20 protein-coding genes and 1 pseudogene are annotated in these 25,896 nt (G+C 65.4%); 13 read left to right on the forward strand and 8 right to left on the reverse strand.

The features are described 5' to 3' along the window. Positions 1-7 precede the first annotated feature (7 nt). The 3 genes from aroQ to accC all read left to right on the forward strand — a co-directional run bounded on the left by aroQ (position 8) and on the right by accC (position 2,365). Positions 8-460, forward strand: a complete 453-nt coding sequence (gene aroQ / locus HWV67_RS26175; protein WP_095156039.1) for a type II 3-dehydroquinate dehydratase — start codon at positions 8-10, stop codon at positions 458-460. Positions 461-548: 88 nt separating this feature from the next. Continuing rightward, positions 549-1,004 (forward strand): acetyl-CoA carboxylase biotin carboxyl carrier protein, encoded by a 456-nt coding sequence (accB, locus tag HWV67_RS26180; RefSeq protein ID WP_175653357.1) that lies wholly within the window; start codon positions 549-551, stop codon positions 1,002-1,004. Between the two features lie 17 nt (positions 1,005-1,021). Then, a complete protein-coding gene (gene accC / locus HWV67_RS26185) occupies positions 1,022-2,365 on the forward strand; it encodes an acetyl-CoA carboxylase biotin carboxylase subunit (protein ID WP_095156037.1) in 1,344 nt (447 codons plus the stop codon). Positions 2,366-2,434: 69 nt separating this feature from the next. On the opposite strand, the gene HWV67_RS26190 is transcribed toward accC, so the two are convergent. Continuing rightward, positions 2,435-6,340 carry a dermonecrotic toxin domain-containing protein gene (locus HWV67_RS26190; RefSeq protein WP_175653358.1) on the reverse strand — a complete coding sequence of 1,302 codons (3,906 nt, stop codon included), beginning with the start codon at positions 6,338-6,340 and terminating at the stop codon, positions 2,435-2,437. Positions 6,341-6,523: 183 nt separating this feature from the next. On the opposite strand from HWV67_RS26190, the gene prmA reads away from it, so the two are divergent. The 8 genes from prmA to HWV67_RS26230 all read left to right on the forward strand — a co-directional run bounded on the left by prmA (position 6,524) and on the right by HWV67_RS26230 (position 17,062). Next, positions 6,524-7,402 (forward strand): 50S ribosomal protein L11 methyltransferase, encoded by an 879-nt coding sequence (prmA, locus tag HWV67_RS26195; RefSeq protein WP_110971368.1) that lies wholly within the window; start codon positions 6,524-6,526, stop codon positions 7,400-7,402. 39 nt (positions 7,403-7,441) lie between these two features. Beyond that, entirely contained in the window at positions 7,442-8,803 is a 1,362-nt protein-coding gene (locus HWV67_RS26200; protein WP_175653359.1) for a DUF3426 domain-containing protein, read from the forward strand. Between the two features lie 219 nt (positions 8,804-9,022). Then, the gene (gene dusB, locus HWV67_RS26205; protein WP_095156033.1) at positions 9,023-10,036 is read left to right on the forward strand and encodes a tRNA dihydrouridine synthase DusB; all 1,014 of its coding nucleotides are present in this window, start codon (positions 9,023-9,025) and stop codon (positions 10,034-10,036) included. Beyond that, positions 10,033-10,353, forward strand: coding sequence for a DNA-binding transcriptional regulator Fis (fis, locus tag HWV67_RS26210; RefSeq protein ID WP_003186237.1), 321 nt, complete (start codon positions 10,033-10,035; stop codon positions 10,351-10,353). The genes dusB and fis overlap by 4 nt, the downstream gene beginning before the upstream one ends. 80 nt (positions 10,354-10,433) lie before the next feature. Continuing rightward, a complete protein-coding gene (gene purH / locus HWV67_RS26215) occupies positions 10,434-12,035 on the forward strand; it encodes a bifunctional phosphoribosylaminoimidazolecarboxamide formyltransferase/IMP cyclohydrolase (RefSeq protein ID WP_175653360.1) in 1,602 nt (533 codons plus the stop codon). A gap of 181 nt (positions 12,036-12,216) precedes the next feature. After that, positions 12,217-13,512: a phosphoribosylamine--glycine ligase gene (gene purD / locus HWV67_RS26220; protein ID WP_175653361.1), complete on the forward strand. Its 1,296-nt coding sequence runs from the start codon at positions 12,217-12,219 to the stop codon at positions 13,510-13,512. Between the two features lie 135 nt (positions 13,513-13,647). Further along, the gene (locus tag HWV67_RS26225; protein WP_175653362.1) at positions 13,648-16,425 is read left to right on the forward strand and encodes a hybrid sensor histidine kinase/response regulator; all 2,778 of its coding nucleotides are present in this window, start codon (positions 13,648-13,650) and stop codon (positions 16,423-16,425) included. Positions 16,426-16,465: 40 nt separating this feature from the next. After that, on the forward strand, positions 16,466-17,062 hold the full coding sequence (locus HWV67_RS26230; protein WP_175653363.1) for a MarC family protein: 597 nt from the start codon (positions 16,466-16,468) through the stop codon (positions 17,060-17,062). 9 nt (positions 17,063-17,071) lie between these two features. Here the strand turns inward: HWV67_RS26230 and HWV67_RS26235 are convergent, their stop codons facing one another. The 7 genes and pseudogenes from HWV67_RS26235 to cobG all read right to left on the reverse strand — a co-directional run bounded on the left by HWV67_RS26235 (position 17,072) and on the right by cobG (position 23,594). Then, positions 17,072-17,692, reverse strand: coding sequence for a hypothetical protein (locus HWV67_RS26235; protein WP_175653364.1), 621 nt, complete (start codon positions 17,690-17,692; stop codon positions 17,072-17,074). Between the two features lie 12 nt (positions 17,693-17,704). Next, positions 17,705-18,370, reverse strand: a complete 666-nt coding sequence (locus HWV67_RS26240; RefSeq protein WP_175653365.1) for a hypothetical protein — start codon at positions 18,368-18,370, stop codon at positions 17,705-17,707. A 39-nt stretch (positions 18,371-18,409) separates the two neighbouring features. Continuing rightward, positions 18,410-19,105 (reverse strand): hypothetical protein, encoded by a 696-nt coding sequence (locus HWV67_RS26245; protein ID WP_175653366.1) that lies wholly within the window; start codon positions 19,103-19,105, stop codon positions 18,410-18,412. 96 nt (positions 19,106-19,201) lie between these two features. Further along, positions 19,202-20,900, reverse strand: a pseudogene (gene cobJ, locus HWV67_RS26250) (precorrin-3B C(17)-methyltransferase). Beyond that, positions 20,900-21,631, reverse strand: a complete 732-nt coding sequence (locus tag HWV67_RS26255) for a precorrin-2 C(20)-methyltransferase (protein WP_175653383.1) — start codon at positions 21,629-21,631, stop codon at positions 20,900-20,902. Before HWV67_RS26255 ends, cobJ begins: the two are co-directional and overlap by 1 nt. Further along, on the reverse strand, positions 21,631-22,257 hold the full coding sequence (locus tag HWV67_RS26260) for a precorrin-8X methylmutase (protein WP_095156023.1): 627 nt from the start codon (positions 22,255-22,257) through the stop codon (positions 21,631-21,633). Before HWV67_RS26260 ends, HWV67_RS26255 begins: the two co-directional genes overlap by 1 nt. Continuing rightward, the gene (gene cobG / locus HWV67_RS26265; RefSeq protein ID WP_306167791.1) at positions 22,254-23,594 is read right to left on the reverse strand and encodes a precorrin-3B synthase; all 1,341 of its coding nucleotides are present in this window, start codon (positions 23,592-23,594) and stop codon (positions 22,254-22,256) included. The genes HWV67_RS26260 and cobG overlap by 4 nt, the downstream gene beginning before the upstream one ends. 102 nt (positions 23,595-23,696) lie before the next feature. Between cobG and cbiE the strand changes: the two genes are divergently transcribed. Then, positions 23,697-24,902 (forward strand): precorrin-6y C5,15-methyltransferase (decarboxylating) subunit CbiE, encoded by a 1,206-nt coding sequence (cbiE, locus tag HWV67_RS26270; RefSeq protein WP_175653368.1) that lies wholly within the window; start codon positions 23,697-23,699, stop codon positions 24,900-24,902. Then, a partial coding sequence (locus HWV67_RS26275) for a cobalt-precorrin-5B (C(1))-methyltransferase (protein WP_175653369.1) occupies positions 24,895-25,896 on the forward strand: 1,002 nt, incomplete at its 3' end. The genes cbiE and HWV67_RS26275, both read left to right, overlap by 8 nt.

The following is a 25,896-nucleotide window of genomic DNA, read 5'->3' on the forward strand; positions in this document are numbered from 1 at the left end:
TGCGCAGATGGCGACACTACTGGTGCTGCACGGCCCCAACCTGAACCTGCTCGGGACTCGCGAACCCGGTGTCTACGGTGCCGTGACCCTGGCGCAGATCAACCAGGACCTGGAGCAGCGTGCCCGCGCCGCCGGCCATCATCTGCAATACCTGCAAAGCAACGCCGAATACGAACTGATCGACCGGATCCACGCCGCGCGCAACGAAGGCGTGGACTTCATCCTGATCAATCCGGCTGCTTTTACTCACACCAGCGTCGCATTACGTGACGCATTGCTGGCGGTGAGCATCCCATTCATCGAAGTGCACTTGTCCAACGTGCACAAGCGCGAGCCGTTCCGTCACCACTCCTACTTTTCGGATGTTGCCGTGGGAGTGATCTGCGGTCTGGGCGCCAGCGGTTACCGACTGGCCCTGGAATCCGCCCTGGAACAACTGGCCGCCGCCGCAAAATCCTGAATAACGCGAGCCTGGCCATCGCCAGGCTTACAAGAACGTTTGAATCACGTTCATACGCCCCTGACCGAACCTTGGGAGTTGATGATTAATGGATATTCGTAAAGTCAAGAAACTGATCGAGCTGCTGGAAGAATCTGGCATCGACGAGCTGGAAATCAAGGAAGGCGAAGAGTCCGTGCGCATCAGCCGCCACAGCAAGACTCCAGCCCAGCAGTACTACGCGCCGGCTCCAATGGCCGCCGCTCCTGCACCGGCTCCGGTCGCCGCCGCTCCGGCCGCCGAAGCTGCCGCTGCCGCGCCAACCCTGAAAGGCACCGTGATCCGCTCGCCAATGGTCGGCACCTTCTACCGCAAAGGTTCGCCAACCTCGCCTGCCTTCGTTGAAGTCGGCCAGAGCGTGAAGAAAGGCGACACCCTGTGCATCGTCGAAGCGATGAAAATGATGAACCACATCGAAGCCGAAATCGGCGGTGTCATTGACGCCGTTCTGGTAGAAGACGGCCAGCCGGTTGAATACGACCAGCCTCTGTTCACCATCGTTTGAACCGCGGAGAGCCTGCGATGTTGGAAAAAGTTCTGATCGCCAACCGCGGCGAAATTGCCCTGCGTATCCTGCGAGCCTGCAAGGAACTGGGCATCAAGACCGTCGCCGTACACTCCACGGCCGACCGCGAGCTGATGCACCTGGGCCTGGCTGACGAGTCCGTGTGCATTGGCCCGGCGTCGTCCAAGGATTCCTACCTGCACATCCCCGCGATCATCGCCGCGGCCGAAGTGACCGGCGCCACCGCCATTCACCCTGGCTATGGCTTCCTCGCGGAAAACGCCGACTTCGCCGAGCAGGTCGAGAAATCCGGATTTGCCTTCATCGGCCCGAAAGCAGACACCATTCGCCTGATGGGCGACAAGGTATCGGCCAAGCACGCCATGATCCAGGCCGGCGTTCCGACCGTACCGGGCTCCGACGGCCCGCTGCCGGAAGACGAAGAAACCGCGCTGGCAATCGCCCGCGAGGTTGGCTACCCGGTGATCATCAAGGCCGCCGGTGGCGGTGGTGGTCGCGGCATGCGCGTTGTGCACAAGGAAGAAGACCTGATTTCCTCGGCCAAACTGACCCGCACCGAAGCCGGTGCAGCGTTCGGCAACCCGATGGTCTACCTGGAGAAGTTCCTGACCAACCCACGTCACGTGGAAGTTCAGGTTCTTTCCGACGGTCAGGGCAACGCCGTACACCTGGGCGACCGTGACTGCTCCCTGCAGCGCCGTCACCAGAAAGTACTGGAAGAAGCGCCGGCTCCAGGCATCGACGAAAAAGCCCGTCAGGAAGTCTTCGCCCGCTGCGTCCAGGCGTGCGTCGAGATCGGCTACCGTGGCGCGGGTACCTTCGAGTTCCTCTACGAGAACGGTAGCTTCTACTTCATCGAGATGAACACCCGCGTGCAGGTTGAGCACCCGGTTTCGGAGATGGTCACTGGCATCGACATCGTCAAGGAGATGCTCAGCATCGCCGCTGGCAACAAGCTGTCGTTCACCCAGGATGACGTGGTTATCCGCGGTCACGCCCTGGAGTGCCGGATCAACGCCGAAGACCCGAAGAAGTTCATTCCGAGCCCAGGCAAGGTCAAGCACTTCCACGCTCCAGGCGGCAACGGCGTTCGCGTCGATTCGCACCTGTACAGCGGCTACACCGTACCGCCGAACTACGATTCGCTGATCGGCAAGCTGATCACCTACGGCAAAGACCGCGACGAAGCCATGGCGCGCATGCGCAATGCTCTGGACGAAATCGTGGTTGACGGGATCAAGACCAACATCCCGCTGCACCGTGATCTGGTACGTGACGAAGCCTTCTGCAAGGGCGGCGTCAACATTCACTACCTGGAACACAAGCTGGCCTCGGAATAACGAGCCAGCCGCCTCCAGCGGTCGAATGGAAAAAGCCCCGCACGGAATACGTGCGGGGCTTTTTCGTTTTCAGCGGGTCAGTGTGGTCAGCAGCAAGGCCTGGGCATCGACCAGGGCGGAGCTTGCCAGCGCGCCGTCCAGATTACGTACCGAACCGTCGGAGCGCTGCACCAGCGGTTCCTGACGGAAGCGCGCCATAAAGCGCTGGCCACGCCGGGCCATCATCCCCCTGCCGCCCTGGCGGGCCTCGCGCAGGATCGGCTCAACCACCTCGTACACCGCCGTGCGGGTGGTGGTGAACACCGTGGTCGCGCCCTCGGCCAGATCGAGCCGCACGCCGTAAATGTTGCCCATGCACGACGAATAGGACCAGTGGTCCCAGTCCGCCTGAATGCCCTTTCGCAGCAGTGCCGACCTGAGCGGCCCGCCGATATCCGCACCACCGGACAACCAATCGCCGCCTACCAGCGTGGCCCTGACCGGCTCGTGCCCCGCGCCGCGGCCTATGCGCGCCAGCGCGGTGGACAAGGCGTCATCGACCAGGGCGCGGATGTTGTGGTCGACGTGGATCACCGCGCCCGCCCGCGTCGTCGGGTTATACAGGCACGCCACCACGCAGCTTTGGGCATTCAATGAGTACAGGTAATTGTCGCTCGCGCCCGTATCAAACCGCGCGATCACACCCTCGCCTTGAAGCGCCCCGCGGGCTGGCAGCGGGCGAGTCCGCGCGGGGAATGCGTCGGCGATACGCCGTATCTGTCCCAGGTTGTGAACATCGTTGCCGCCACCCCGAAGCCCGACCTGAGGATTGAATGACCAGCGCCCACGAATATCCTGGCGAATCGGCATTTTGTACTGTGCCGCCGGGTAGCGCGGGTCGACCAGACGCAGCGTCCGGTTATCCAGATCCGTCACCACCTCGAAGTACTTGCCCTTGTGGAGGATATGCAGCCGTCCCCCGTCAGGCCCGGTTGAGGGGTCTTGATACAAGCCGCCCAGCAGGCCGTCCTGCTCCAGTCGGCGCAGGTTTCCGGGGTTGCTCTTCAGCGCCTGATGCTTATCCAGGACGTCGAACCCCGCGCGCCCGACATGCTCACCCGACCTGATGCCCCCAAGTCGTATTTTCCGGGCCGCCACCCAAGCGCCCGGCAGCGCGACGCCCCACAGCCCCAGCGCAACATCGAGCCAATGTTGCAGGGCGCCCGCCGCATCATCGTCGCGGTGCGCGGTAATCGCCTTGCTCGCACCGAGCGCCACAAAGACCGCATCAAGGGCGAACCCCAGCGGCGGAAACACCAGGCTCAACGGCAGGGCAGCATACACCAGCCCCTTGGCGACCAGCTCGGAGATAACGTCGTGACGGCTGGTGGTCACGGCCTCGACATCATCGATGTGGCGCTGCAGGTAATCGTCGTATTCGTCGAGAAAGTCTTCGACGCGGCTCGCCTCACGCAGCGCATCACGCGCCGCCTCGCCCTTGGCCAATTGAGCGAGCCGCCGCGAAGCGGCCGGACGGTCGGCATAGCGCAGGTGCGACAGGAAGTAATCCTGCAGGGCGCCAGGACCGGCGCCGGTAAACCGCCCGTAGTCGCGCAGGACGATGCCATCCGGCGCTTGCGGCGTGTACAGCCAGTCCTGCGCCACGCCGCCATCGACCTCCCGGAACACGTAAAGGCCAACGGCCTGCCGCCCATTGATCGCGAGCCTGAACACGCCGCTGCTGGTCGCAACGTCCTCCGCGGCCCCGCGCTCCCGCGCAGGCTGGCGCCGTGAAAGGCCCTCGACAGCACTCACCAGGCGTTGCAATTGCACGGACGTGAGCCGGCCCTTGGCATGGGCGACGTGAACATCCCGCCGCATCGTTGCCTGCACCAGTGCCAGACGTAATTCCCGGCGCTCGGCGTAGATCGGCTCTGACGAATCGAGAAACCCCGCGCGAATCGACTGCACGAAACGATCCCCCAGAAAGGCCCCGCGCAGATACGGCGCCAACTCCGCTGCCCGCAGCTGGCTCAGGTCCTGGCCGACCGAGGAACGGACCGGCATGTGTGGGTTATCCAGCCCCCAGTTGTCGTCGTAGCCATACATCGCCAGACCCAGCAGCGAGCGGGTGATGCCGGGCGTCGAATCGACAAGGCCGGGTTTGAAATCGAACAATATGGTTTGCGGATCAACCTCGCCCTCCATCTGGTGCCCGCGCAGATACGCATCGATGTCGGCCGCAATCGAACGCTTGGCAAACGCCTGAAAAGTCTCCTGCCCGGCAACGGCCTGCTGCAGTGCATCGTTGAGCAGGTGCAGGTCTTCGTTGAGACCGGCGATCAACTGACGCTGCGCCAGGGGCAACGCACCGAACCAGGCGGGCGCCTCCTGCGTTTCCACACGGGAAAGATCATGAGCCTTGCGCAAGGCAACGAGCGCCTCGCAGGACTCCCGGTAGCCAAACGGTGTACGGCGATGATCGCGTTGAACATCCCAGTGGTCGGCACGCTCTACGACCTTGTTGAAAAACGCCTCGGCCCGCTGCCGCTGAGCGCCATCGACCAGCCCCAGCAGATAGTCACGCCCGGCTTCATCGCCCAGCCAGCCACCCAGTTCGATAGCCACCGCCCGCAGGGAGGGCAGTTCGATCCACGCCTGTCCATCGGGCTTGCCGGGCGCATACAGCACCAGCGACTCGGGTGCTTGATCGCCCTTTTGCACATGAAACAGCAGGAGATCCGCCAACGGCAGATCCGGCAGCAACGAAACGCCGACCACCTTCTCGCCCGGCCCCACCGCACCGACACCGTTGGACTCCCGAATACGCAGCACCCGCTCCAGGCCCTCGGCGCTCAGGTGCCCTCGGCAGCGCGCGACAAACGCGCTCTGCTGCAAGCGCGCATCGTAGAGATCGAGGAGCGCCACCGTCAGTTCAGGGTTGCCATGGCGCTCGCTGAGTCGCGCCCGGTATTCCCCGCGCGGATCGACGGTTTGCAGCAAGAAATCCAGAAATTCCTGGCCGAGCGGCGCGTGAGACGCCTTGGGGTCGTGGTGTAGCGTTCTGGTTTTTTGCGGGCCCGGCGCAAAGGGGCCCTCGGCCACCAGCGCCGTCAGCGAAGTAACTCGGGTCACGGGAGAAGACGCCGCGTTGCCACGGGTTTCCACCTGCAGGCGATCCGGCTCGATATCGATACCCAGCGTGGCGCGCGCGTGGTCGATGATCGCCTGCCGGGCAAAGGCGTGCAGCGAGGTGACGCCATCCAGCAAGTGCTGGACTTGCCCCTCCAGAAACAGGCTGCGTTGCTGGAACGCGCGCAAGATCGAAAGGTCGGCCTCGCCCAGCGCGACGAACCAGTCACCGAAGGCGGAGCGGGTCAGGCGCCGAACCATCGAGCGCTCGGCATCGGGCAGTCCGTCGCCGGCCTCGAACGACGTCTGCCAATGCTCCTCAAGCGCCTCGATACGCTGCGCTAGCGTCACGGCATCCAGTTGCTCCAGGCTCTCCAGCAAGAACAGCGCATCAATGCTGGCGCAGTGAGCCTCCAGCCGTTGCAGGAAAAGACTGCCGACAGACGAGGTTGGCTCGAGGTCGTCCGGGCGTGCCGCCCAGCGCTGCCGCAGCGCACGCTGGTAATCGTCGACCACCCCGCCCGCGACACCCTCGATCACCTGCACCAGCACCTCGTAGGGTTCGGCATCCGCTTCACTGTCCGCTGCTTGCGGCCAGCGCAGCGGCCCCCGCAGGTTGCCGTCGTAAGTGGCCACCTGCCCATCAATCAGGCGTTGCAGCAACGCCTCGAACAGCGCCTCAAGAAACGACGGCGCAACATCACCTTCCGGGTAGTACGTGCGCAGATGCACCCTCAGGTGATCACCCGCGATTTCGGCGAAGGTCAGCCGGTCCGCCCAGAAACCTTCGGTCCAGGTCGCCCAGCGGGTCACCTGCACCAGCGACGCTGCCGCCACCGCAGACGATTGCAGATTGTTTTCCATTGTCTGGCTCCTCACGAAGGAAAGGAGCGAGCGTGCGACAGGGGTAAAGGCGCCGGGTGATAGATAGTTAGGACGCGATCGTTCCACGCCACCCGCCGCCTGTTATCCACTTTGCGGCGTAGCTGGCGTACACTGCCCGGCTTTCACAGCACTACGCTGAACCACCCTGGTGAAGGTACCCCAATGCCCTGGTTACAAGTTCGTCTGGCCATCACTCCGGAACAGGCCGAAACCTATGAAGACGCCCTGCTGGAAGTGGGCGCGGTTTCCGTGACCTTCATGGACGCCGAAGACCAGCCGATCTTCGAGCCAGACCTGAACACCACCCCGCTGTGGTCCAACACCCACCTGCTGGCGCTGTTCGAAGCCGACGCCGAGCCGGAAGCGGTGTTCGCCCACCTGCAACTGCTGACCGGCGCCGAGTTGCCCGAGCACCATGCCGAAGTCATCGAAGACCAGGACTGGGAACGCAGCTGGATGGACAACTTCCACCCAATGCGTTTCGGCCAGCGCCTGTGGATCGTGCCGAGCTGGCACGCCGCGCCGGAACCTGGGGCGGTCAACCTGCTGCTGGATCCGGGCCTGGCGTTCGGCACCGGCACCCACCCGACCACCGCGCTGTGCCTTGAATGGCTCGACGGTCAGGACATGAAAGATACCCAGGTCCTGGACTTCGGCTGCGGCTCCGGCATTCTCGCCATCGCCGCACTGCTGCTGGGCGCTCGCCGCGCCGTCGGTACCGACATCGACGTGCAGGCCCTCGAAGCCTCGCGCGACAACGCCGGGCGCAACGGTGTTGCCGAAGCAGACTTCGAGCTGTACCTGCCCGAGCACATGCCGGCCCAACAGGCCGATGTGCTGGTGGCCAACATCCTCGCCGGCCCGCTGGTCTCGCTGGCGCCGCAACTCAGCGGTCTGGTGCGTCCGGGCGGCCTGCTGGCGCTCTCCGGCATCCTCGCCGAGCAAGGCCAGGAAGTGGCCGCGGCCTACGCCGCAGACTTCGACCTGGACCCGATCGCCGAGCGCGATGGCTGGGTACGCATCAGTGGTCGCCGCCGTTAACTGCACTAGACTGGTTCTCATCCCACCCCGGATCGCCGCATGACCGACAGTTTCGTCACCCAGTGCCCGCATTGCCAGACCAGCTTTCGCGTCAGCCACAATCAACTGAGCGTGGCCCGCGGTGTCGTGCGTTGCGGCAACTGCCTGCAGGTGTTCAACGCCGCCCGCCAGTTGCTTGAGCAAAGCGCCGCCCAGCAACCGCCGGTCGCAGCCGCGCCCGTCGATGAACCGCAGGTGGTCGAGCCTGAGCCGGTCGCGCCGGTCGAAACCGTCGAAGCCCCCGCCCTTCCCATCGAAGAACCTGCGCCCGCTCCCGAGCCGGCGCCGGCCCCGCCGGCGAAGAGCTGGAGCAACGTCGATCTGGACCTCGACCACCTTGATCTGGACCGCGAACTGGCCCGCCTGGAGCAGCGCGAGATACAGCCGAGCGTCGACTTCCACGCGGCCCCGCGCCGGGATGACAGCCTCAGCGCCAAGCGCGACGATGCCAACAACGACGATCTGCTGGAGGCTGGCCTGTTCAGCACCCCGGCGTCGGAGCGCGAGCCGGACGAGCCGTCCCTGGACGAACCGCTACTGCAACTCGAAACCCGTGAGCCGGACGAGCAGCCATCGCCGGGCGACCGCACCGAGCCTTCGTTGTCGCTGGACCTGCCCGAGCCGGAAGAAACCCCGCCCGTGCGCAGCCACGTGATCGCGGACGACGAAGACGACCTGCCGGATGCCGGCACCCGTCTGTCGGCCCGGGATGACGACGACCTCGACCAACGCAACGATCACGACGACGAGCCCACGCTGAGCGAGCGGCGCGACCCGGAACTCGGCGCCATCGCCGAGCCCGACCGTCCGGCACGCAAGGAATCACTGGTCGATCTGGTCGACGACCCGCTGCAACTGGACTGGCAGAAGCCGCGCAGCAACCTGGGCCGGCGTCTGCTGTGGCTGTTCCTGATTCTGCTGGCCGCCGCCGCGTTGGCTGGCCAGTACATCGCCTATCACTTCGACGAACTGGCCCGCCAGGACCAGTACCGCCCGTGGTTTCAGCAGGTCTGCCCGACGCTGGGCTGCGAGGTGCCGTCCAAGGTCGACATCGCCCGGATCAAGAGCAGCAATCTGGTGGTGCGCAGCCATCCTGACTTCAAGGGCGCACTGGTGGTCGACGCGATCATCTACAACCGCGCACCCTTCTCCCAGCCGTTCCCGCTACTGGAACTGCGCTTCGCCGACCTCAACGGACAACTGATCGCCAGTCGTCGCTTTAAACCCGCCGAGTACCTCAGCGGCGAACTGGCCGGCAAGGCCGAGATGCCCAGCCAGACGCCGATCCACATCGCCCTGGATATCCTCGATCCGGGCCCGAAGGCCGTCAATTACAGCCTCAGCTTCCGCTCCCCGGAGTAAAGCAGCCGCAAGTTGCAAGCTTAAAGCGGCAAGAAAGGGCCGATCGCACGCGATCTTGCTTCCTCTTGTCGCTTGTCGCTTGCCACTTGAAGCTGGCCGCTTCGGCGGCCGAGTTGTTCAGATTTTATCCAGATTCATCTTTATCCGGTCATCGAGAGCGGGTATCATGCCCACCCTTTTTCGAACTCTAATGATCCGGCCCCACAACAGGGAACTCCTATGTCGGCGGTACGCATCGGCCCATACACACTGCAAAACAACCTGATCCTTGCCCCCATGGCCGGGGTCACGGACCAGCCTTTTCGTCAGCTCTGCCGACGAATGGGCGCAGGCCTGGTGGTGTCGGAAATGGTCAGCAGCGACATGAGCCTGTGGAACAGCCGAAAGTCGCGCCTGCGCATGATCCACGAAGGCGATCCCGAGCCGCGCTCGGTACAGATCGCCGGCGGCGACGCGCAGATGCTCGCCGCGGCGGCCCGGGCCAATGTCGAACTGGGCGCCCAGATCATCGACATCAACATGGGTTGCCCGGCAAAAAAAGTCTGCAACAAGGCCGCAGGCTCTGCTTTATTGAAGGATGAAGCATTGGTCAGCGAGATTCTCCACGCGGTGGTCGCCGCCGTGGATGTCCCGGTGACCCTGAAGATCCGCACCGGCTGGGACCGGGCGAACAAGAACGGCCTGACCGTGGCGAAGATCGCCGAGCAGGCCGGGATCCAGGCGCTGGCCGTCCATGGCCGCACCCGCGCCGACCTGTACACCGGCGAAGCCGAGTACGACACCATCGCTGCCATCAAGCAGGCGGTGTCGATCCCGGTTTTCGCCAATGGCGACATCACGTCGCCACAGAAGGCCCGAACCGTGCTTGACAGCACCGGCGTCGACGGCCTGTTGATCGGCCGCGCCGCCCAGGGCCGGCCATGGCTCTTTCGCGAGATCGAGCACTACCTGCGCACAGGCGAAACACTGCCCGCGCCGGGGCTGGAGGAAGTGGAACGGATTCTGCTGGAGCACCTGGCAGCGCTGCATGCCTTCTATGGCGATGTGATGGGCGTGCGAATCGCCCGCAAGCACGTTGGCTGGTACCTGGCAACGTTACCGGGGGCCAAGGAGTTTCGCGCCCGGTTCAATCGTTTGGAAGACACACACGCGCAATGCGCCGACGTTCGCCTTTTCTTCAGCGAACGTGAACAGAGCCTTGAGACAGAGGACGGACAAGGGGTGGCCGCATGACGATGATGACCGAGACTTTAGTGAGTGGAACAACGCCCGTGAGCGACAACGTCAACCTGAAACAGCACCTCAATACCCCCAGCGAAGAGGGACAGACCCTTCGCGGAAGTGTGGAAAAGGCGCTGCACAACTATTTCGCCCACCTCGAAGGCGCTGCTGTCACGGACGTGTACAACCTGGTGCTCTCTGAAGTCGAGGCGCCCCTGCTCGAAAGCGTGATGAACTACGTCAAGGGCAACCAGACCAAGGCCAGCGAGCTGCTTGGACTGAACCGAGGCACCTTGCGCAAGAAACTCAAGCAGTACGACCTGCTGTAAGCATGAATCCCAACCAGAAAAGGCGATCCCCACAGTGAGGTCGCCTTTTTTGCTGACTCCACCGCGTTATGGAATCTGAAATGACCGACCAGACTACTCGCCTGCCGATCCGCCGTGCCTTGATCAGCGTTTCCGACAAGACCGGGATCCTCGAATTCGCCCGTGAGCTGCAAACGCTCGGCGTCGAGATCCTGTCTACCGGCGGCACCTTCAAGCTGCTCCAGGACAACGGCGTCGCCGCGGTCGAAGTCGCCGACTACACCGGCTTCGCGGAAATGATGGACGGCCGGGTCAAGACCCTGCACCCGAAAATCCACGGTGGCATCCTCGGCCGTCGCGGCACCGATGACGCCATCATGCAGGAGCACGGGATCAAGCCGATCGATCTGGTCGCCGTCAACCTGTACCCGTTCGAAGCCACCATCTCCAAGCCGGGTTGCGACCTGCCGACCGCCATCGAGAACATCGACATCGGCGGCCCGACCATGGTCCGTTCCGCGGCCAAGAACCACAAAGACGTCGCCATCGTGGTCAACGCCAGCGACTACGCGAACGTGCTGGAAAGCCTCAAGGCCGGTGGCCTGACCTACGCCCAGCGCTTCGACCTGATGCTCAAGGCGTTCGAGCACACCGCAGCCTATGACGGCATGATCGCCAACTACATGGGCACCGTGAACCAGGCCGCCGAGACCCTGAGCACCGAAGGCCGCAGCGAATTCCCGCGCACCTTCAACAGCCAGTTCGTCAAGGCCCAGGAAATGCGCTACGGCGAGAACCCGCACCAGAGCGCGGCGTTCTATGTCGAAGCCAAGCCTTCCGAGACCGGCATCGCCACGTCCGTCCAGCTGCAGGGCAAAGAGCTGTCGTACAACAATGTGGCCGACACCGACGCCGCGCTGGAATGCGTGAAGAGCTTCGTCAAGCCGGCCTGCGTCATCGTCAAGCACGCCAACCCGTGCGGCGTTGCCGTCAGCCCTGAAGGCGGTATCCGCCAGGCTTACGAACTGGCCTACGCCACCGACACCGAGTCGGCCTTCGGCGGCATCATCGCCTTCAACCGCGAGCTGGACGGCGAAACCGCCAAGGCCATCGTCGAGCGTCAGTTCGTCGAAGTCATCATCGCCCCGAGCGTCAGCGAAGAAGCTCGCGCCGTGGTGGCCGCCAAGGCCAACGTGCGCCTGCTGGCCTGCGGCGAGTGGTCGGCCGAACGTGCCGCAGCCTGGGACTTCAAGCGTGTGACCGGCGGCCTGCTGGTACAGAGCCGCGACATCGGCATGATCACCGACGCCGACCTGAAAGTCGTGACCAAGCGCGCCCCGACCGAACAGGAAATCCATGACCTGATCTTCGCCTGGAAAGTGGCCAAGTTCGTCAAGTCCAACGCCATCGTCTACGCCAAGAACCGCCAGACCATCGGCGTCGGCGCCGGCCAGATGAGCCGCGTCAACTCTGCGCGCATCGCTGCCATCAAGGCCGAGCATGCTGGCCTGCAGGTGCAGGGCGCGGTCATGGCGTCGGATGCGTTCTTCCCGTTCCGTGACGGCATCGACAACGCAGCCAAGGTAGGCATCACTGCCGTGATCCAGCCAGGCGGTTCGATGCGCGATGCCGAAGTCATTGCTGCTGCCGACGAAGCCGGCATCGCAATGGTCTTCACCGGCATGCGCCACTTCCGTCACTGATTTACGGCAATCGGCCGCACTGAAGCAGGCATCTGCTGCGTTGGGGCCGGTTCCGCTGATGCTCATTGCCAGACGGCAACTCCGCTCATCGGAACCGACCCCGCCTTGCATCTACCTGCTTCATTGCGACCTCGTACAGCGAATACAAAACGAAGGGCATGCCCTTCACTGAGGTTTTGACATGAACGTTTTGATCATCGGTAGCGGCGGTCGTGAACACGCCCTGGCCTGGAAAGTCGCCCAGGACCCGCGTGTCGAGAAAATCTTCGTCGCTCCCGGCAACGCCGGTACCGCCACCGAAGCCAAGTGCGAGAACGTCGCCATCGAAGTGACCGCGCTGGAGCAACTGGCCGACTTCGCCGAGAAGAACGTCTCGCTGACCATCGTCGGCCCGGAAGCCCCGCTGGTTGCCGGCGTGGTCGATCTGTTCCGCAGCCGCAACCTGGACTGCTTCGGTCCAACCGCTGGCGCCGCCCAGCTTGAAGGCTCCAAGGCCTTCACCAAGGATTTCCTGGCGCGCCACAAGATCCCGACCGCCGACTACCAGAACTTCACCGAGATCGAGCCAGCCCTGGCTTATCTGCGTGAAAAAGGCGCGCCGATCGTCATCAAGGCCGACGGCCTGGCCGCCGGCAAGGGCGTTATCGTCGCCATGACCCTGGCCGAAGCCGAAGACGCCGTGCGCGACATGCTCGCCGGCAACGCCTTTGGTGCAGCCGGTTCGCGCGTGGTTATCGAGGAATTCCTCGACGGCGAAGAAGCCAGCTTCATCGTCATGGTCGACGGCGCCAACGTGCTGCCGATGGCCACCAGCCAGGACCACAAGCGCGTCGGCGACGCCGACACCGGCCCGAACACCGGTGGCATGGGCGCCTACTCGCCAGCACCAGTGGTCACCGCTGACGTGCACCAGCGCGTGATGGACCAGGTGATCTACCCGACCGTGCGCGGCATGGCCGAGGAAGGCAACGTCTACACTGGCTTCCTCTATGCCGGTCTGATGATCGACAAGGCCGGTAACCCGAAGGTCATCGAGTTCAACTGCCGCTTCGGCGACCCGGAAACCCAGCCCATCATGCTGCGTCTGGAGTCGAGCCTGATCCTGCTGATCGAGGCCGCACTGGCCAAGGCGCTGGACAAGGTCGAAGCCGTCTGGGATCCGCGCCCAAGCCTGGGCGTGGTCCTGGCCGCCGGCGGCTATCCTGGTGACTACGCCAAGGACGCGCCGATCAAGGGTCTGGGCGCCGCCGCCGCACTGCAAGGCAAGGTGTTCCATGCCGGTACCGCGCTGAAAGACGGCCAGGTCGTAACCAGCGGCGGCCGCGTGCTTTGCGCCACCGCCCTGGGCGACACGGTCGAAGCCGCACAGCAACAGGCCTACCGTCTGGCAGCCGAAATCGACTGGGAAGGCGCGTTCTATCGCAAGGACATCGGCTACCGTGCCATTGCCCGCGAGCGTGGCGAGCATCAGGAGTAACCTGCCTGAGCGGGAGCGCGGCGCCTTTGCGCCGCGGCTCCCGGCTCGTCGCCAGGGCCCGGGCAAAACCTTGCCTTCGGCTTGGCACGCCGCGCATAGTGGTACACCGGGACTCAGCTAGGAAGGGAAATCGCCGTGCGTTGGCTCAGGATTGCCATTGGAACCATCGTCAGCCTGCTGACCCTGCTCTGCCTTCTTCCGGCCATGGCCGAATCGAGCAGCGGCTGGGCGGTCCTGCTCGACGGCCAGGCCAATCTGCAGTTGGGCGACATCCGTTCCGAACGCTACCGCAACCAGTTCAGCCCCATCGAACTCAACCAGCTCAACGCCGCCGAGCCCAACCAGGCGCTCTGGCTGCACTACCGGCTGCCTCCCGGCCAGCATGAGCAGGTCATCCGGGTGTTCGCGCCCGACCTCTCGCGTCTCGATCTTTACGTCCTCGACGGCAACAACCTGCTGCAGCAGTCGCACAACGGTCGTCGCAGCGACAGCGGCCTGCTGACCCTGAGCAGCAGCGACCACCTGCTTTCACTTCCCGCCAGCCCCGTAGCGCTGGACGTTTACCTGCGGCTGGTGTCCGAACACCAGTTGCGCCCCGGCATCAGCCTGTTACCTGCGGTCGAAGCCGCCGCCGACCAGCGTCGCCCGCTGTTGTTCGGCCTGCTGTTCGGCTGCCTCGGCATGCTGGCGTTGCACAACCTCACCCGCTTCGCCTATTCGCGCTCCACCGCCAGCCTGTGGCTGGCCGGCTACCACCTGCTGATGATGCTCAGCGCGCTGATCCTGCTGAATCTCAGTGGCCCGTGGAACCTGTGGCACTCGGCGCAGACGCCCGCGGCCTACCTGACCGTGCTGCTCGCCACCCTCTGCGGGCTGGTGTTCACCCAGCGCTTCTTCGCCCCGCTTGGCCAACCCCGCCTGACCCGCTTGCTGCAGGGCCAGATGCTGCTGGTGGTGTTCTGCGGCCTGCTGCTGTTGTTCGTCGATACCCTGCCGCTGAACCTGATGACCTACGCGCTGGTGGCGCTGGGTTGCCTGAGCATGCTCGGCGTCTCGCTCTATCACTGGTACAAGGGCTTCTCGCCGGCGCGCCTGCTGAGCCTCGGCATGCTGATCTTCACCGTCGGCTGCCTGGTGGTCCTGCCGGCCCTGCTCGGCCTGACCCGCACGCCGACCCAGTGGCTGCTGTTCATCCTGCTCGGCCTTACCGCGTTCAGCGGTCTGCTGCTCAACCTTTCGGTCAGCGAGCGCCTGCGCTACATGAACGAAGCACGCTTCAGCGCCAGCCGCGAACTGGCAGCGAGCACAGCCGAGATCAACGCCAAGGCCGAGTTCCTGGCCAAGATCAGCCACGAAATCCGCACCCCCATGAACGGCGTGCTGGGCATGACCGAACTGCTGCTCGGCACACCGCTGTCGGTCAAGCAGCGCGACTATGTGCAAACCATTCATAGCGCCGGCAACGAGCTGCTGACGTTGATCAACGAGATTCTCGACATCTCCAAGCTGGAGTCCGGGCAAATCGAGCTGGACGATGTGCAGTTCGACCTCAACGCGCTGATCGAAGACTGCCTGGGTATCTTCCGCGCCAAGGCCGAGCAGCAGAACATCGAGCTGATCAGCTTTACCCAGCCGCAGGTGCCACGGGTGATCAGCGGTGACCCGACCCGCCTGCGCCAGGCGATGCTCAGCCTGCTGGACAATGCCCTGAAGAAAACCGACCACGGCGAGATTCTGCTGGTGGTCGCCCTAGATCAGCGCGGCAGCAGCCCGCGCCTGCGCATCGCCGTGCAGGACTGCGGCGAAGCCATGCAGCCCGCCGAACGCGACGCCCTGTTGCAGGCCGAGCTGCACAGCAAACACTTCCTCTCCAGCAACAAGCTCGGTGGCCATCTGGGTTTGGTGATCGCCAAGCAACTGATCACGCTGATGCAGGGCGAATTCGGTATCAAGACCAGCCACAACCAGGGCAACACCCTGTGGCTGACCCTGCCGCTGGACCCGCAGCGCCTGGAGCAACCGGCCACCGACCTCGACGCCTCGCTGCGCGGCGCCCGGGTGCTGGTGGTGGACGACAACGACACCTGCCGCAAAGTGCTGGTCCAGCAGTGCGGCGCCTGGGGCATGAACGTCAGCGCCGTGCCGTCGGGCAAGGAAGCGCTGGCCCTGCTGCGAACCAAGGCACACCTGCGTGACTACTTCGACGCGGTCCTGCTGGACCAGAACATGCCCGGCATGACCGGCATGCAACTGGCGGCGAAGATCAAGGAAGACCCGAGCCTGAACCACGACATCCTGCTGGTGATGCTCACCGGTATCAGCAATGCGCCGAGCAAAGTCATCGCGCGCAATGCCGGTGTCAAACGCATCCTCGCCAAGCCGGTGGCTGGCTACACCCTCAAGACCACCCTGGCCGAAGAACTGTCGCAGCGCAGCAAAGTGCCGCCGCCGGGCTTCATGCCTGCCCAGCGCCCGGCCCCCATCGAGCTGCCCGCCGACTTCCGCATTCTGGTTGCCGAAGACAACAGCATTTCCACCAAGGTCATCCGCGGCATGCTCGGCAAGCTCAACCTGGAGCCGGACACCGCCAGCAACGGCGAAGAAGCGCTCAAGGCGATGAAGGCGCAGCATTACGACCTGGTGCTGATGGACTGCGAAATGCCAATCCTCGATGGCTTCTCCGCGACCCAGCAACTGCGTGCCTGGGAAGCCAGCACCCAGAGCCCGCACACGCCGGTGGTGGCGCTGACCGCGCACATCCTCGCCGAGCACAAGGAGCGTGCGCGCCTGTCCGGCATGGACGGACACATGTCCAAGCCGGTGGAGCTGTCGCAATTGCGTGAGCTAATCGAACACTGGGTAGCCCGCCGCGAGCAGTCGCGACCACCCGCCGATGCACCGCTGTCGCACTGATACACTTGCCCGGCCTTTTCTTCTTTCGCGAGCCCAGACCATGCTTCATGAGTTGTTCAGCGTTTACCTGAAAATGCTCGTGCTCTACAGCCCGTTCTTCGTCCTGTCCTGCTTCATCAGCCTGACCCGTGGTTATTCCAGCAAGGAGCGCAAGCACCTGGCCTGGAAGGTGGCCATGGGTGTGCTGATCGCCGGCGTGCTGCTGTACCTGTTCGGTCGGGTGATCTTCGGCGTCTTCGGCATTACCGCCGATGCCTTCCGCATCGGTGCCGGCAGCGTGCTGTTCATTTCCGCGCTGGGCATGGCCCAGGGCAAGTCGGCGGTGCAGACCGACAACGTGCAGCAGGACGTCACCATCGTGCCGCTGACCATCCCCCTGACCGTCGGCCCCGGCACCATCGGTGCACTGCTGGTGATGGGCGTCGGCCAGCCGCATTGGGACGACAAGTTGCTGGCCATCGTCAGTATCGCGCTGGCCAGCTTCACCGTCGGCCTGGTGCTCTACCTCTCCAACCGTATCGAACGGATCCTCGGCGACCAGGGCCTGCAGATCGTCAGCCGACTCATGGGCCTGTTCGTCTGCGCCCTTGCCGCGCAAATCATCTTCACCGGGATCAAGGGCTACCTGATTTCCTGAACCGGCGCTTCAAAGCTCGTAAACATCCTGCCGAAGAGCCTGCTCCAGGCTCTTCTCGATCCACGCGCCAAACTTCTGCTCGAACAGGCGCACGTTGAAACGCACCAGCTCGATGCGTGACCCGGTCACCACCCGTTCCCGGTAGAGAAACCCGCTGAGTTGCTCCTCGCGCTCCAGGGTTTCGTGGTACAGCACCAGGTCCACGTAACCTGGCTTGATCATCCGGCACGGCAACAACTGGAAAGACTCCGACGCCAGCGAGCGCGCCTCGAAACGATAGAGCGCCGCTTCGCTGGCCTGCAGCGCCTCGATGGACCAGCGAGTCATGTCGGAGTACTGGCTGTCGGCGCTGGCATTGATCTGCCCCAGCACATCGTTCAGCGCTTTGCGGCGTTGCAGATTGGGGTCGAAGGATTCCCGTGGCGACTTGGCGTCCCAGCCGAGAAACATCAGTTGGCGCCGATAGAAGCTGTAGCCGTCGCCCACCAACTGGTTGTCCAGCGCGTCCTGCGTCGCCCGTTGGGCGAACAGCATCGCCATCTGGACACGCTCGCGGACCTCTTTGCGGATATCGGGAAAAAAGGACATCAGGGCATTGCCCACGACGGATGCCCGAGGTTGATCGGTCATAGCATTGTTGCCTCAGTGAAGGGTGTAACGGGGGGCCGCATCGAGCAGCAGGCGGGCGAAGCGGTCGTGTCCGGTTTCAAGCAGCTCGGGCGCGGGTTCGGCCATGAGGCTCTGGAACGACAGATCGCCACGCAATGCTGCGCCGTCCAGCGCCGCTACCAGCCAGTCACGGCCAGGCGTCTCGCTGGTTTCCAGGGCGAGGCTGCACAGGCTGAGTCGCAAGCCGGGTCGCAGCACGCCCAGCTCCAGAACCAGATGGGCACCGCCTCGGGGCGAACGCCGCAGCGCCGAACCGCTCAGTCGCTCGATACCCGCTTGCACCGGGTCCAGCGCATCGATGCAGCGCTCCAGCACGGCGCCCAGTTCCGGGTGCTGGCTACTCAGCCACAACACCAGCGGCTGCATCGGCGCCAGCAGCGTCCGGCATTGCGCGGTATCGACGCTCTGGCAGCTGTGGATCACCCGCCAGCCGCGTTTGCCGAGGGCAGCGCGATAGGCGCGATACCATTGCCGGTGCTCGATGAAGCGCGAAGTCATCAGGCTGTCCGCCGACCGTTGTGCATAACGCAGCGAACCCAACACGTTCTGGCGCTCCACATCCCCGACCTGAGGGGCCACCAGCATCAGGCTGCCCTCGCTGGTCCACATCGTGTAGCCGTCGATATCCACGTCGGTCATCTCCAGAAAAATGCCAAGGGCCCGCAGCGTCAGCGTCGGTCAGATGTCGTAGTCCATGATCCTGGCCAAGGCCCGCCCGCCCAGGCGCTGCTCCACGCCCGCGCGCACGCTGGCGTACACCTGGCTGTTGAACGACAGGGCCGCGGTGCTCTTGTAGGTCGCCGAGGTAGAACTGTCCCAGTCGAACACCAGCGCGTTGATGTCTTCCTTGCGCACCGAGCGCTGGACCGCGCCCAGCGCCATCACCACTTCGCCGCTCTCGGTTTCGGTACAGGAGGCCAGGCCGATGACCACGTTGGTGCGGTTTTCCAGATTGCGCTTGAACACGGTCAGAGCCTTCTCGTTACTCTCCAGGCCCTTGATCGCCGCCTCGGCGAGCGACTTGATCGCGGCGGTCACCGGCCCGCCCAACAGCAGGCTGGTAGCGGCCGACTGCACCGCCTGGACCGCGACATTGGCGACCTTGAGCGACTGACCGGAAGTGCTTTCCTTTTCGTGGGTGCGATGGGCCACGACCCAGCCGCAATCCCCCATCACCTGCAGGAACGACTTGAACCAGGACTCGCTCATGGCTGTCTGGTCGTGGAGTTTGTTGGCAACCAGGGTGGCGAACAGGAAGCTGTTCTTTACGTCGGTGCGGCTTTGCGCCGACATCGCGGCGCCGAAGGCGACAAGGGAGCTTTCCACCACGGCGGCGGAACTGATGCTCGAAGAGGGGGTGCTGTCGTTAGTCATGGCAAAGTCCTTTTTAGGTGTTCCCTCTCGAGGAGGGAACGCCAAGGTACGTTGCAACGACAGCGGGGTCAGGAACGAAGCCTTTCCCCGCAGGGCTCAGTCCGGCTGGGGATACCAGCGCGGCGTGTAGACCCATTCGCCGCCATCGGCGCGGGCGAAGGTGCGGGTGGTGCTGGAACCGATCAGCACCATGGTGCGCATGTCGACCATCTCGGGTTGCAATTCGCCCAGACGGATCGCCTTGAGCGACTGCCCCGGCCGGGCGATATCGCGACCGAGCACCACCGGCGTTTGCGGACCGCGATGGCGACGGACGATATCCAGCGCTTGCCCCAGTTGCCACGGCCGCGAGCGCGAGATCGGGTTGTAGAAGGCCAGGGCCAGGTCCGCCTCGGCGGCCAGATCCAGACGCTTCTCGATGATCGACCACGGCTTAAGGTTGTCCGACAGCGAGATCACACAGAAGTCATGCCCCAGCGGCGCTCCGGCCTGGGCCGCAGTGGCCAGCGAGGCGGAAATGCCCGGCAGCATTTCCAGCTCGACCCGGTGCCAGGCCGGATCGTCGGAGGCTTCCAGCGCTTCCAGCACCGCCGCAGACATGGCGAACACGCCAGGGTCACCGGACGACACCACAATCACCGAACGTCCCTGCGCCGCCAGCTCGAAGGCATGCCGGGCGCGTTGCAGTTCTTCACGGTTGTCGGTGCAGTGCAGCACCTGATCGGCACGGAACGGCCCGGCCATGCGCACATAGGTTTCGTAGCCGAGCACATCGTTGGCCCGCGCCAGCTCGGCCTTGACCGCCGGCGCCATGAGTTCGGCGGAACCCGGACCGAGGCCGATCACCGCGACGCGGCCTCGACGCTGGCCAATGTGTTGCGGATCGATCGGCGCGTTGGCCACGGCAATCGCCAGGCCCTCGCCCACCGCCTGCGGTGCCAGCAACTGCGGCAATGCCCGCGCCGCCAGGGCGCTGACCGAGGCTTGTGTCGGCGCAAAACGCAGCGGCACACCCAGTTCGCGCGCGGCGTCGTGCAAGGCCGGTTCGGCCATGTCGTCAGCACTGGCGAGCAGGCAGGCCAGCGATGCCTCGGCGATCTTCGCGTCGTGCAGCGCCGCACGCACCGCCTCGGCCAACGCCGGGACCGAAGCCGAAACCGCCACCAGCACGCAGCGCGGATGGATCAGCAATTCGTTGGCCGCCGCCTCGCGTTCGGCACAGCCGACATGAATGGTCAGCGACGCCTGCTCATCTTGCGGCAAGCGCGCTTCGTCGAGCCACGGCGCGGCGCCTTCGATGCGCACGCGTTCACCGGCCAGCAGGTCGGAGACGAAGCGCTTGCCCAGCTCCAGGTCTGCCAGGGCGTAGCCGCTGGGAGGATTGAGCAGGCAGGTGCCGAAGCGCAGTTCGCCACTGGTGGTGATCGCCGCGGCGACGCCCAGTCCGGCCGCAATCTCCCGCGCCATGACGTTCACCCGCCCAGCCGCCCAGCAGCGGCACGACCGCACTACCGTCCTCGGCCACCGCCAGCACTGGAGGTTCCGCGCCCTTCTCCAGCAACACGCCGGCGAGGCTGCGGATCACGATGCCGGCGGCGCACAAGGCGATGATCGGCGTGTCCTGTTGATAGAGCCGGCGCAGGCTCGCGCCGAACTCCTGATAGCTGACATCGACGTCCTCGACCCGGCCAGCCAGGCCGTGGATCAGGGCGTCGGGATATAGCTGCTGGATCTTGCGGGCCGTGGCCACGCTGCCTTTGCCGAGGATGACAATGGCCGGTGCGCGTCGGGTCATCAGCCTTGCCACCTTTCGCCGGGAACGATGATCAGCGAGAAGTACGGCGACGACGCCGGATCGACCTCATCGAGCGCGACGATCTTCTGGTTGGCCATGGTCGCCCGCTCCACATACAGCGCGCGGCCATCGAGGCCCAACTCGGTCAGCACCTGGCGGACCTTGGGGAAGTTGCGCCCGAGCTTCATGATCACCGCCGCGTCGGCATCGGCCAGGCGGCGCTTGAGTTCGTCATGGGGCAGCACGCCGGACAGCACCGACAGGCTCTGGTTGCGGTACACCAGCGGCGCGCCGAGCACCGAAGCACCACCGAGCATCGAGCAGACACCCGGAATCACCTGGGCGTCATAACGTTCGGCCAGGCGATCGTGCAGGTACATGTAGGAGCCGTAGAAGAACGGATCGCCTTCGCAGATCACCGCCACATCGCGGCCCGCATCCAGGTGCGCGGCGACCTCGATGCTCGCGGCATCGTAGAAATCGCTGATGACCTGTTCGTAGGACAGCGGCGCCGGCAGCGCCTCGGTGGTCACCGGATAAACCAGTGGCAACAGGGTCTGCTCGCTTTGCAGGTACTGCTCGATGATGCCGAAGGCATTGCCGCGCTTGCCCTTGGCGACGAAGTACGCCACCACCGGCGCTTCACGCAGCAGACGCAGGGCCTTGAGGGTGATCAGCTCGGGATCGCCGGGGCCCACGCCCAGGCCGAGCAAACGTCCGCGGGCCTGCATCATTCAACCTCCGTGGCGAGGGCGTTGACCGCGGCGGCGGCCATGGCGCTGCCGCCCAGACGCCCTTCGACGATCACGAACGGCACGCCACGGCTGTCCGCCGCCAGCATCGCCTTGGACTCCGCCGCACCGACGAAGCCCACCGGGAAGCCGAGGATCAGCGCCGGTTTCGGTGCGCCGGCGTCGATCATTTCCAGCAGGTAGAACAGCGCGGTCGGCGCGTTGCCGATCACCACGACGCTGCCTTCCAGGTGCGGGCGCCACAGTTCCAGGGCCACCGCCGAGCGGGTGTTGCCCAGTTCCTTGGCGAGGTCCGGCACGCTGTCGTCACGCAAGGTGCAGATCACCTCGTTGTTGGCCGGCAGGCGTGCGCGGGTGATGCCTTCGGCGACCATCCGCGCGTCGCAGAGAATCGGCGCGCCAGCGGCCAGGGCTTCACGCCCGGCCTTGCCGGCGCCTTCGGAAAAGCGCAGGGCATCGACCACCTCGACCATGCCGCAGGCATGGATCACCCGTACCGCGAGCTTTTCCAGGTCGGCCGGAATCCGCTCCAGGCGGGCCTCCTGGCGAATGATGGCGAAGGAGTTGCGATAAATCTCCTGGCCGTCGCGGATGTAATCAATCATCGAGGGTTGCTCCGTGGGCGGGCGTCCAGCGTGGCGCCCGCTTCTTCCAGTGTCAGGTTGCGCCCGGCGAAAACGCCGGGGCCCGGCTGTGCCGGGTCGTGAAAATACAGGTCATAGCGACCAGGGCCGACCGCCAGCAAGGTGACCGGCGCGGTATGCGCCATGGCGCAGGAGCGGCCGCAGCCGCTCAAGTGGACGCCGGCCACCGGGACCGGCTGGCGCAGGCTGAAGGCCAGTTGCAGCGCATCGGCCTTGGTGTCGGCGAGGGCCTTGGCGCAACCGGCCGAGCCGGTGCAGGCGACCACGCCGGCCAGCGGCTCGGCGGCGTCGGTGATCAGGCCAAGGTGAAGCAAGGCGGCCAGCACCCGTTCGGCGCGGCCAATGGCAATGTTCGGCAGCAGCACGCTCTGCCACGGCGTCATACGCAGGCTGCCGTCGCCCAGTTCGCGGGCCAATGCACCGACACCGCGCAATTGCGCTGCACTCAGGCGGCCCAGCGGCGCTACCGCGCCCACCGCGACCCGCTCGGCTTGCTGCTGGGGATAGACACCCAGGTGGCGCGCGAGGTCACGTCCGGGGCGGCGCCAGTCGAGCACCGCAGCATCGCGGCGCAGCGGCAACGCCAGGCCGGCGAGGAAGGCGTCGGTGGACAGCGTCTCCAGCAACTGACGCATCCGCGACTGACCGGCATCAGCCAGATCGAGAAAACGCTCCAGTACCGCCCGCACCAGCGCTAGCCCGGCCGCCAGCGGCACGGCGGCCACCGGCGCATCCCGTCCCGGACAGCCCGCCAGGCCGAAGGCCAGCCACAGTTCGTCGTCCAGGCGCAGCGGCGACAGCCACAGGTCATGGGGATGCCAGAGCATCGCCAGGTCTTCGCCGCCATCGAGCTGCACGGCGAACTTGGCCGACAGCGCATGGAAGCGCGGCGTGGTCTGCAGCAGGTCGAGAATCTGCGCGCCCAGCGCGCGGGTATCGAACAGCATGGCCGGGTCGAGGCCCGCGGCGGGGCTTAGCATCAGGTTGCGCACGTCGTCGCCGGCGGCGACCCGTGGGCCCAGGCCGGCCGCCAGCAGGTGCGCGATCAGGCCCTGCTGGTCGCTGCCAACGCCACGAATCTGCAGGTTGCTGCGGTTGGTCACCTCGATCACGCCACCGGCAAAACGCTCGGCGGCTTCGGCCACGGCTTCGGCCTGATCGGCGTCCAGATGCCCGGCATCCAGCTTGATCCGCGAGATGCCGCCGTCGCGGGCCTGGACGATGCGCCACAACCCCGGGCAGGCCGAGGGGCGAATGGCAGGAGCGGGTTGGGATTGGTTCAAGGGTTCACCCGTCAATCGTCTAATGGGGCTGGGCACCGGAAGGCGCGGTATTATGCCTGCTTTGCCCGGCGGCGGGCCAAGCCTGCCGGTCGGATAGGCCCGGAAAAGAGGAACGGCATGGCGCCCTGGTTGACCATAGTAGGAATCGGCGAAGACGGCTTCAGCGGCCTCGGCAAGCAAGCCCGGCGCGCCCTGCTGCACGCTGCCAGGGTGTTCGGCAGCCCGCGTCAGCTCGACCTGCTGCCCCATTGCCTGAAGGCCGAGCGCCTGACCTGGCCGAGCCCGTTCTCGTTGGCGCCGGTGCTGGCCCTGCGCGGCGAGCCGGTGTGCGTGCTGGCCAGCGGCGACCCGATGTTCTACGGCGTTGGCGCCAGCCTTGCGCGGCAAGTCGCGGCCGATGAGCTGAACGTGATTTCCGCCCCCTCCTCCTGCGCCCTCGCCGCCGCCCGCCTCGGCTGGCCGTTGCAGGAGGTGGTCATTGTTTCCGTGGTCGCCCGCCCGCTGGCGCAACTCAACACGCATCTCTACAGCGGCCAGCGCCTGCTGGTGCTGAGCAACGACGGCACCAGCCCTGCCGCCATCGCCGCCCTGCTGCGCGAGCGCGGCTTCGGCCCGAGCCAGTTGCATGTGCTGGAACACCTGGGCGGCAGCGCCGAGCGTCACCTGCAAGGCAGCGCCAACGACTGGAAGGACGGCGCGGTCGCCGACCTCAATCTGGTCGCCATCGAATGCCGCGCCGATGCCAATGCGGTGCGCCTGTCGCCACTGGCCGGGTTGCCGGACAACGCCTTCCAGCATGACGGGCAGATCACCAAGCGCGATGTCCGCGCCATCACCCTGACCCGCCTCGCCCCGCAGCCGGGCGAGTTGCTTTGGGATGTCGGCGCCGGCAGCGGCTCGATCGGCATCGAGTGGATGCGCGCGCACCCGGCGTGCCGCGCTCTGGCCATCGAAGCCGACGACGGCCGCCAGCAACTGATCGAACTGAACCGCGACGCCCTCGGCGTACCGGGCCTGCAACTGGTGCGCGGGCGCGCGCCGGAAGCGCTGCACGGCCTGGAGCGCCCGGACGCGATCTTCATTGGCGGCGGCGTCACCGTGCCCGGCGTGCTGGAGCATTGCTGGGAACACCTGCGCCCCGGCGGCCGGCTGGTGGCCAACGCGGTGACCCTGCAAAGCGAAGTGCGCCTGATGGAATGGCGCGAGCGCCACGGTGGTGAACTGACCCGCATTCATGTCGCCCAGGCCCAGCCACTGGGCGGCTTCGACACCTGGCGCCAGGCGCTGCCGATCACCCTGCTCGACGCCATCAAGCATGCGTGACGAAACCGCCGAACAGCCGGCGCCGCTGCGCAGCGGCCTGACCACCGGCAGTTGCGCCACCGCCACCAGCCTCGCCGCCGCGCGCCTGCTGCTGACCGGGCAAGCGCACGACGCGGTGGAAATCACCCTGCCCAAGGGCAAGCAGGTGCAGATGCGCCTGGAGTTCTGCCGCCTGCACGCGCCGGGCGCCGAGGCCGGCACCCTCAAGGACGCCGGCGACGACCCGGACGTGACCCACGGCGCCCTGCTGTTCAGCTGCGTGCGCCTGCTGGACGAACCCGGCGTGCGCTTCGTTGCCGGTCAGGGCGTCGGCACCGTGACCCGGCCGGGGCTGGTGCTGACCGTGGGCGAGCCGGCGATCAACCCGGTGCCGCGCCGGATGATGACGGAACACCTGACCCGCCTCGCGCAGGAATGCAATTACCCCGGTGGCTTCGAGGTCACGGTGAACGTGCAGGACGGCGAAAGCCTGGCGCTGAAGACCATGAACCCGCGCCTGGGGATTCTCGGCGGGCTGTCGATTCTCGGCACCAGCGGCATCGTCCGGCCCTTCTCCTGCTCGGCCTACATCGCCTCGATCCACCAGGGCATCGACGTCGCCAAGACCAACGGCTACGAACACATCGCCGCCTGCACCGGCAACGCCAGCGAAGACACCATGCGCAGGGTCTACGGCATGCCGGAAATCGCCCTGATCGAGATGGGCGACTTCGTCGGCGCGGTGCTCAAGCACCTGCGCAAGGTGCCGGTGGCGCGCCTGAGCCTGTGCGGAGGCTTCGGCAAGATCAGCAAGCTGGCCGCCGGACACATGGACCTGCACAGCCGCCATTCCAGCATCGACCTGCCGCAACTGGCGCAATGGGCCGCGGCGGTGGGCGCCGATGCGGCGCTGCAAGCGACCATCATTCAGGCCAATACCAGCCAGCAGGCCCTGGCCCTGGCCCACGCCGCCGGCGTGCCGCTGGGCGATGCGGTCTGCGCCCACGCCCTGGCC

The sequence above is a fragment of the Pseudomonas sp. Marseille-P9899 genome, from assembly GCF_903166565.1.
In the GTDB taxonomy this organism is placed as follows: Bacteria; Pseudomonadota; Gammaproteobacteria; order Pseudomonadales; family Pseudomonadaceae; genus Aquipseudomonas; species Aquipseudomonas huaxiensis.

Excerpts from the sequence above, each read along its gene's own strand:
- accB (WP_175653357.1), top strand. The coding sequence starts at position 549 with ATGGATATTCGTAAAGTCAAGAAACTGATCGAGCTGCTGGAAGAATCT.
- HWV67_RS26190 (WP_175653358.1), bottom strand. The coding sequence starts at position 6,340 with ATGGAAAACAATCTGCAATCGTCTGCGGTGGCGGCAGCGTCGCTGGTG.
- purD (WP_175653361.1), top strand. The coding sequence starts at position 12,217 with ATGAACGTTTTGATCATCGGTAGCGGCGGTCGTGAACACGCCCTGGCC.
- HWV67_RS26235 (WP_175653364.1), bottom strand. The coding sequence starts at position 17,692 with ATGACCGATCAACCTCGGGCATCCGTCGTGGGCAATGCCCTGATGTCC.
- cbiE (WP_175653368.1), top strand. The coding sequence starts at position 23,697 with ATGGCGCCCTGGTTGACCATAGTAGGAATCGGCGAAGACGGCTTCAGC.
- dusB (WP_095156033.1), top strand. The coding sequence starts at position 9,023 with ATGTCGGCGGTACGCATCGGCCCATACACACTGCAAAACAACCTGATC.
- HWV67_RS26200 (WP_175653359.1), top strand. The coding sequence starts at position 7,442 with ATGACCGACAGTTTCGTCACCCAGTGCCCGCATTGCCAGACCAGCTTT.
- accC (WP_095156037.1), top strand. The coding sequence starts at position 1,022 with ATGTTGGAAAAAGTTCTGATCGCCAACCGCGGCGAAATTGCCCTGCGT.
- HWV67_RS26245 (WP_175653366.1), bottom strand. The coding sequence starts at position 19,105 with ATGACTAACGACAGCACCCCCTCTTCGAGCATCAGTTCCGCCGCCGTG.
- prmA (WP_110971368.1), top strand. The coding sequence starts at position 6,524 with ATGCCCTGGTTACAAGTTCGTCTGGCCATCACTCCGGAACAGGCCGAA.
- HWV67_RS26240 (WP_175653365.1), bottom strand. The coding sequence starts at position 18,370 with ATGACCGACGTGGATATCGACGGCTACACGATGTGGACCAGCGAGGGC.
- HWV67_RS26255 (WP_175653383.1), bottom strand. The coding sequence starts at position 21,631 with ATGCAGGCCCGCGGACGTTTGCTCGGCCTGGGCGTGGGCCCCGGCGAT.
- HWV67_RS26230 (WP_175653363.1), top strand. The coding sequence starts at position 16,466 with ATGCTTCATGAGTTGTTCAGCGTTTACCTGAAAATGCTCGTGCTCTAC.
- fis (WP_003186237.1), top strand. The coding sequence starts at position 10,033 with ATGACGATGATGACCGAGACTTTAGTGAGTGGAACAACGCCCGTGAGC.
- HWV67_RS26260 (WP_095156023.1), bottom strand. The coding sequence starts at position 22,257 with ATGATTGATTACATCCGCGACGGCCAGGAGATTTATCGCAACTCCTTC.
- aroQ (WP_095156039.1), top strand. The coding sequence starts at position 8 with ATGGCGACACTACTGGTGCTGCACGGCCCCAACCTGAACCTGCTCGGG.
- purH (WP_175653360.1), top strand. The coding sequence starts at position 10,434 with ATGACCGACCAGACTACTCGCCTGCCGATCCGCCGTGCCTTGATCAGC.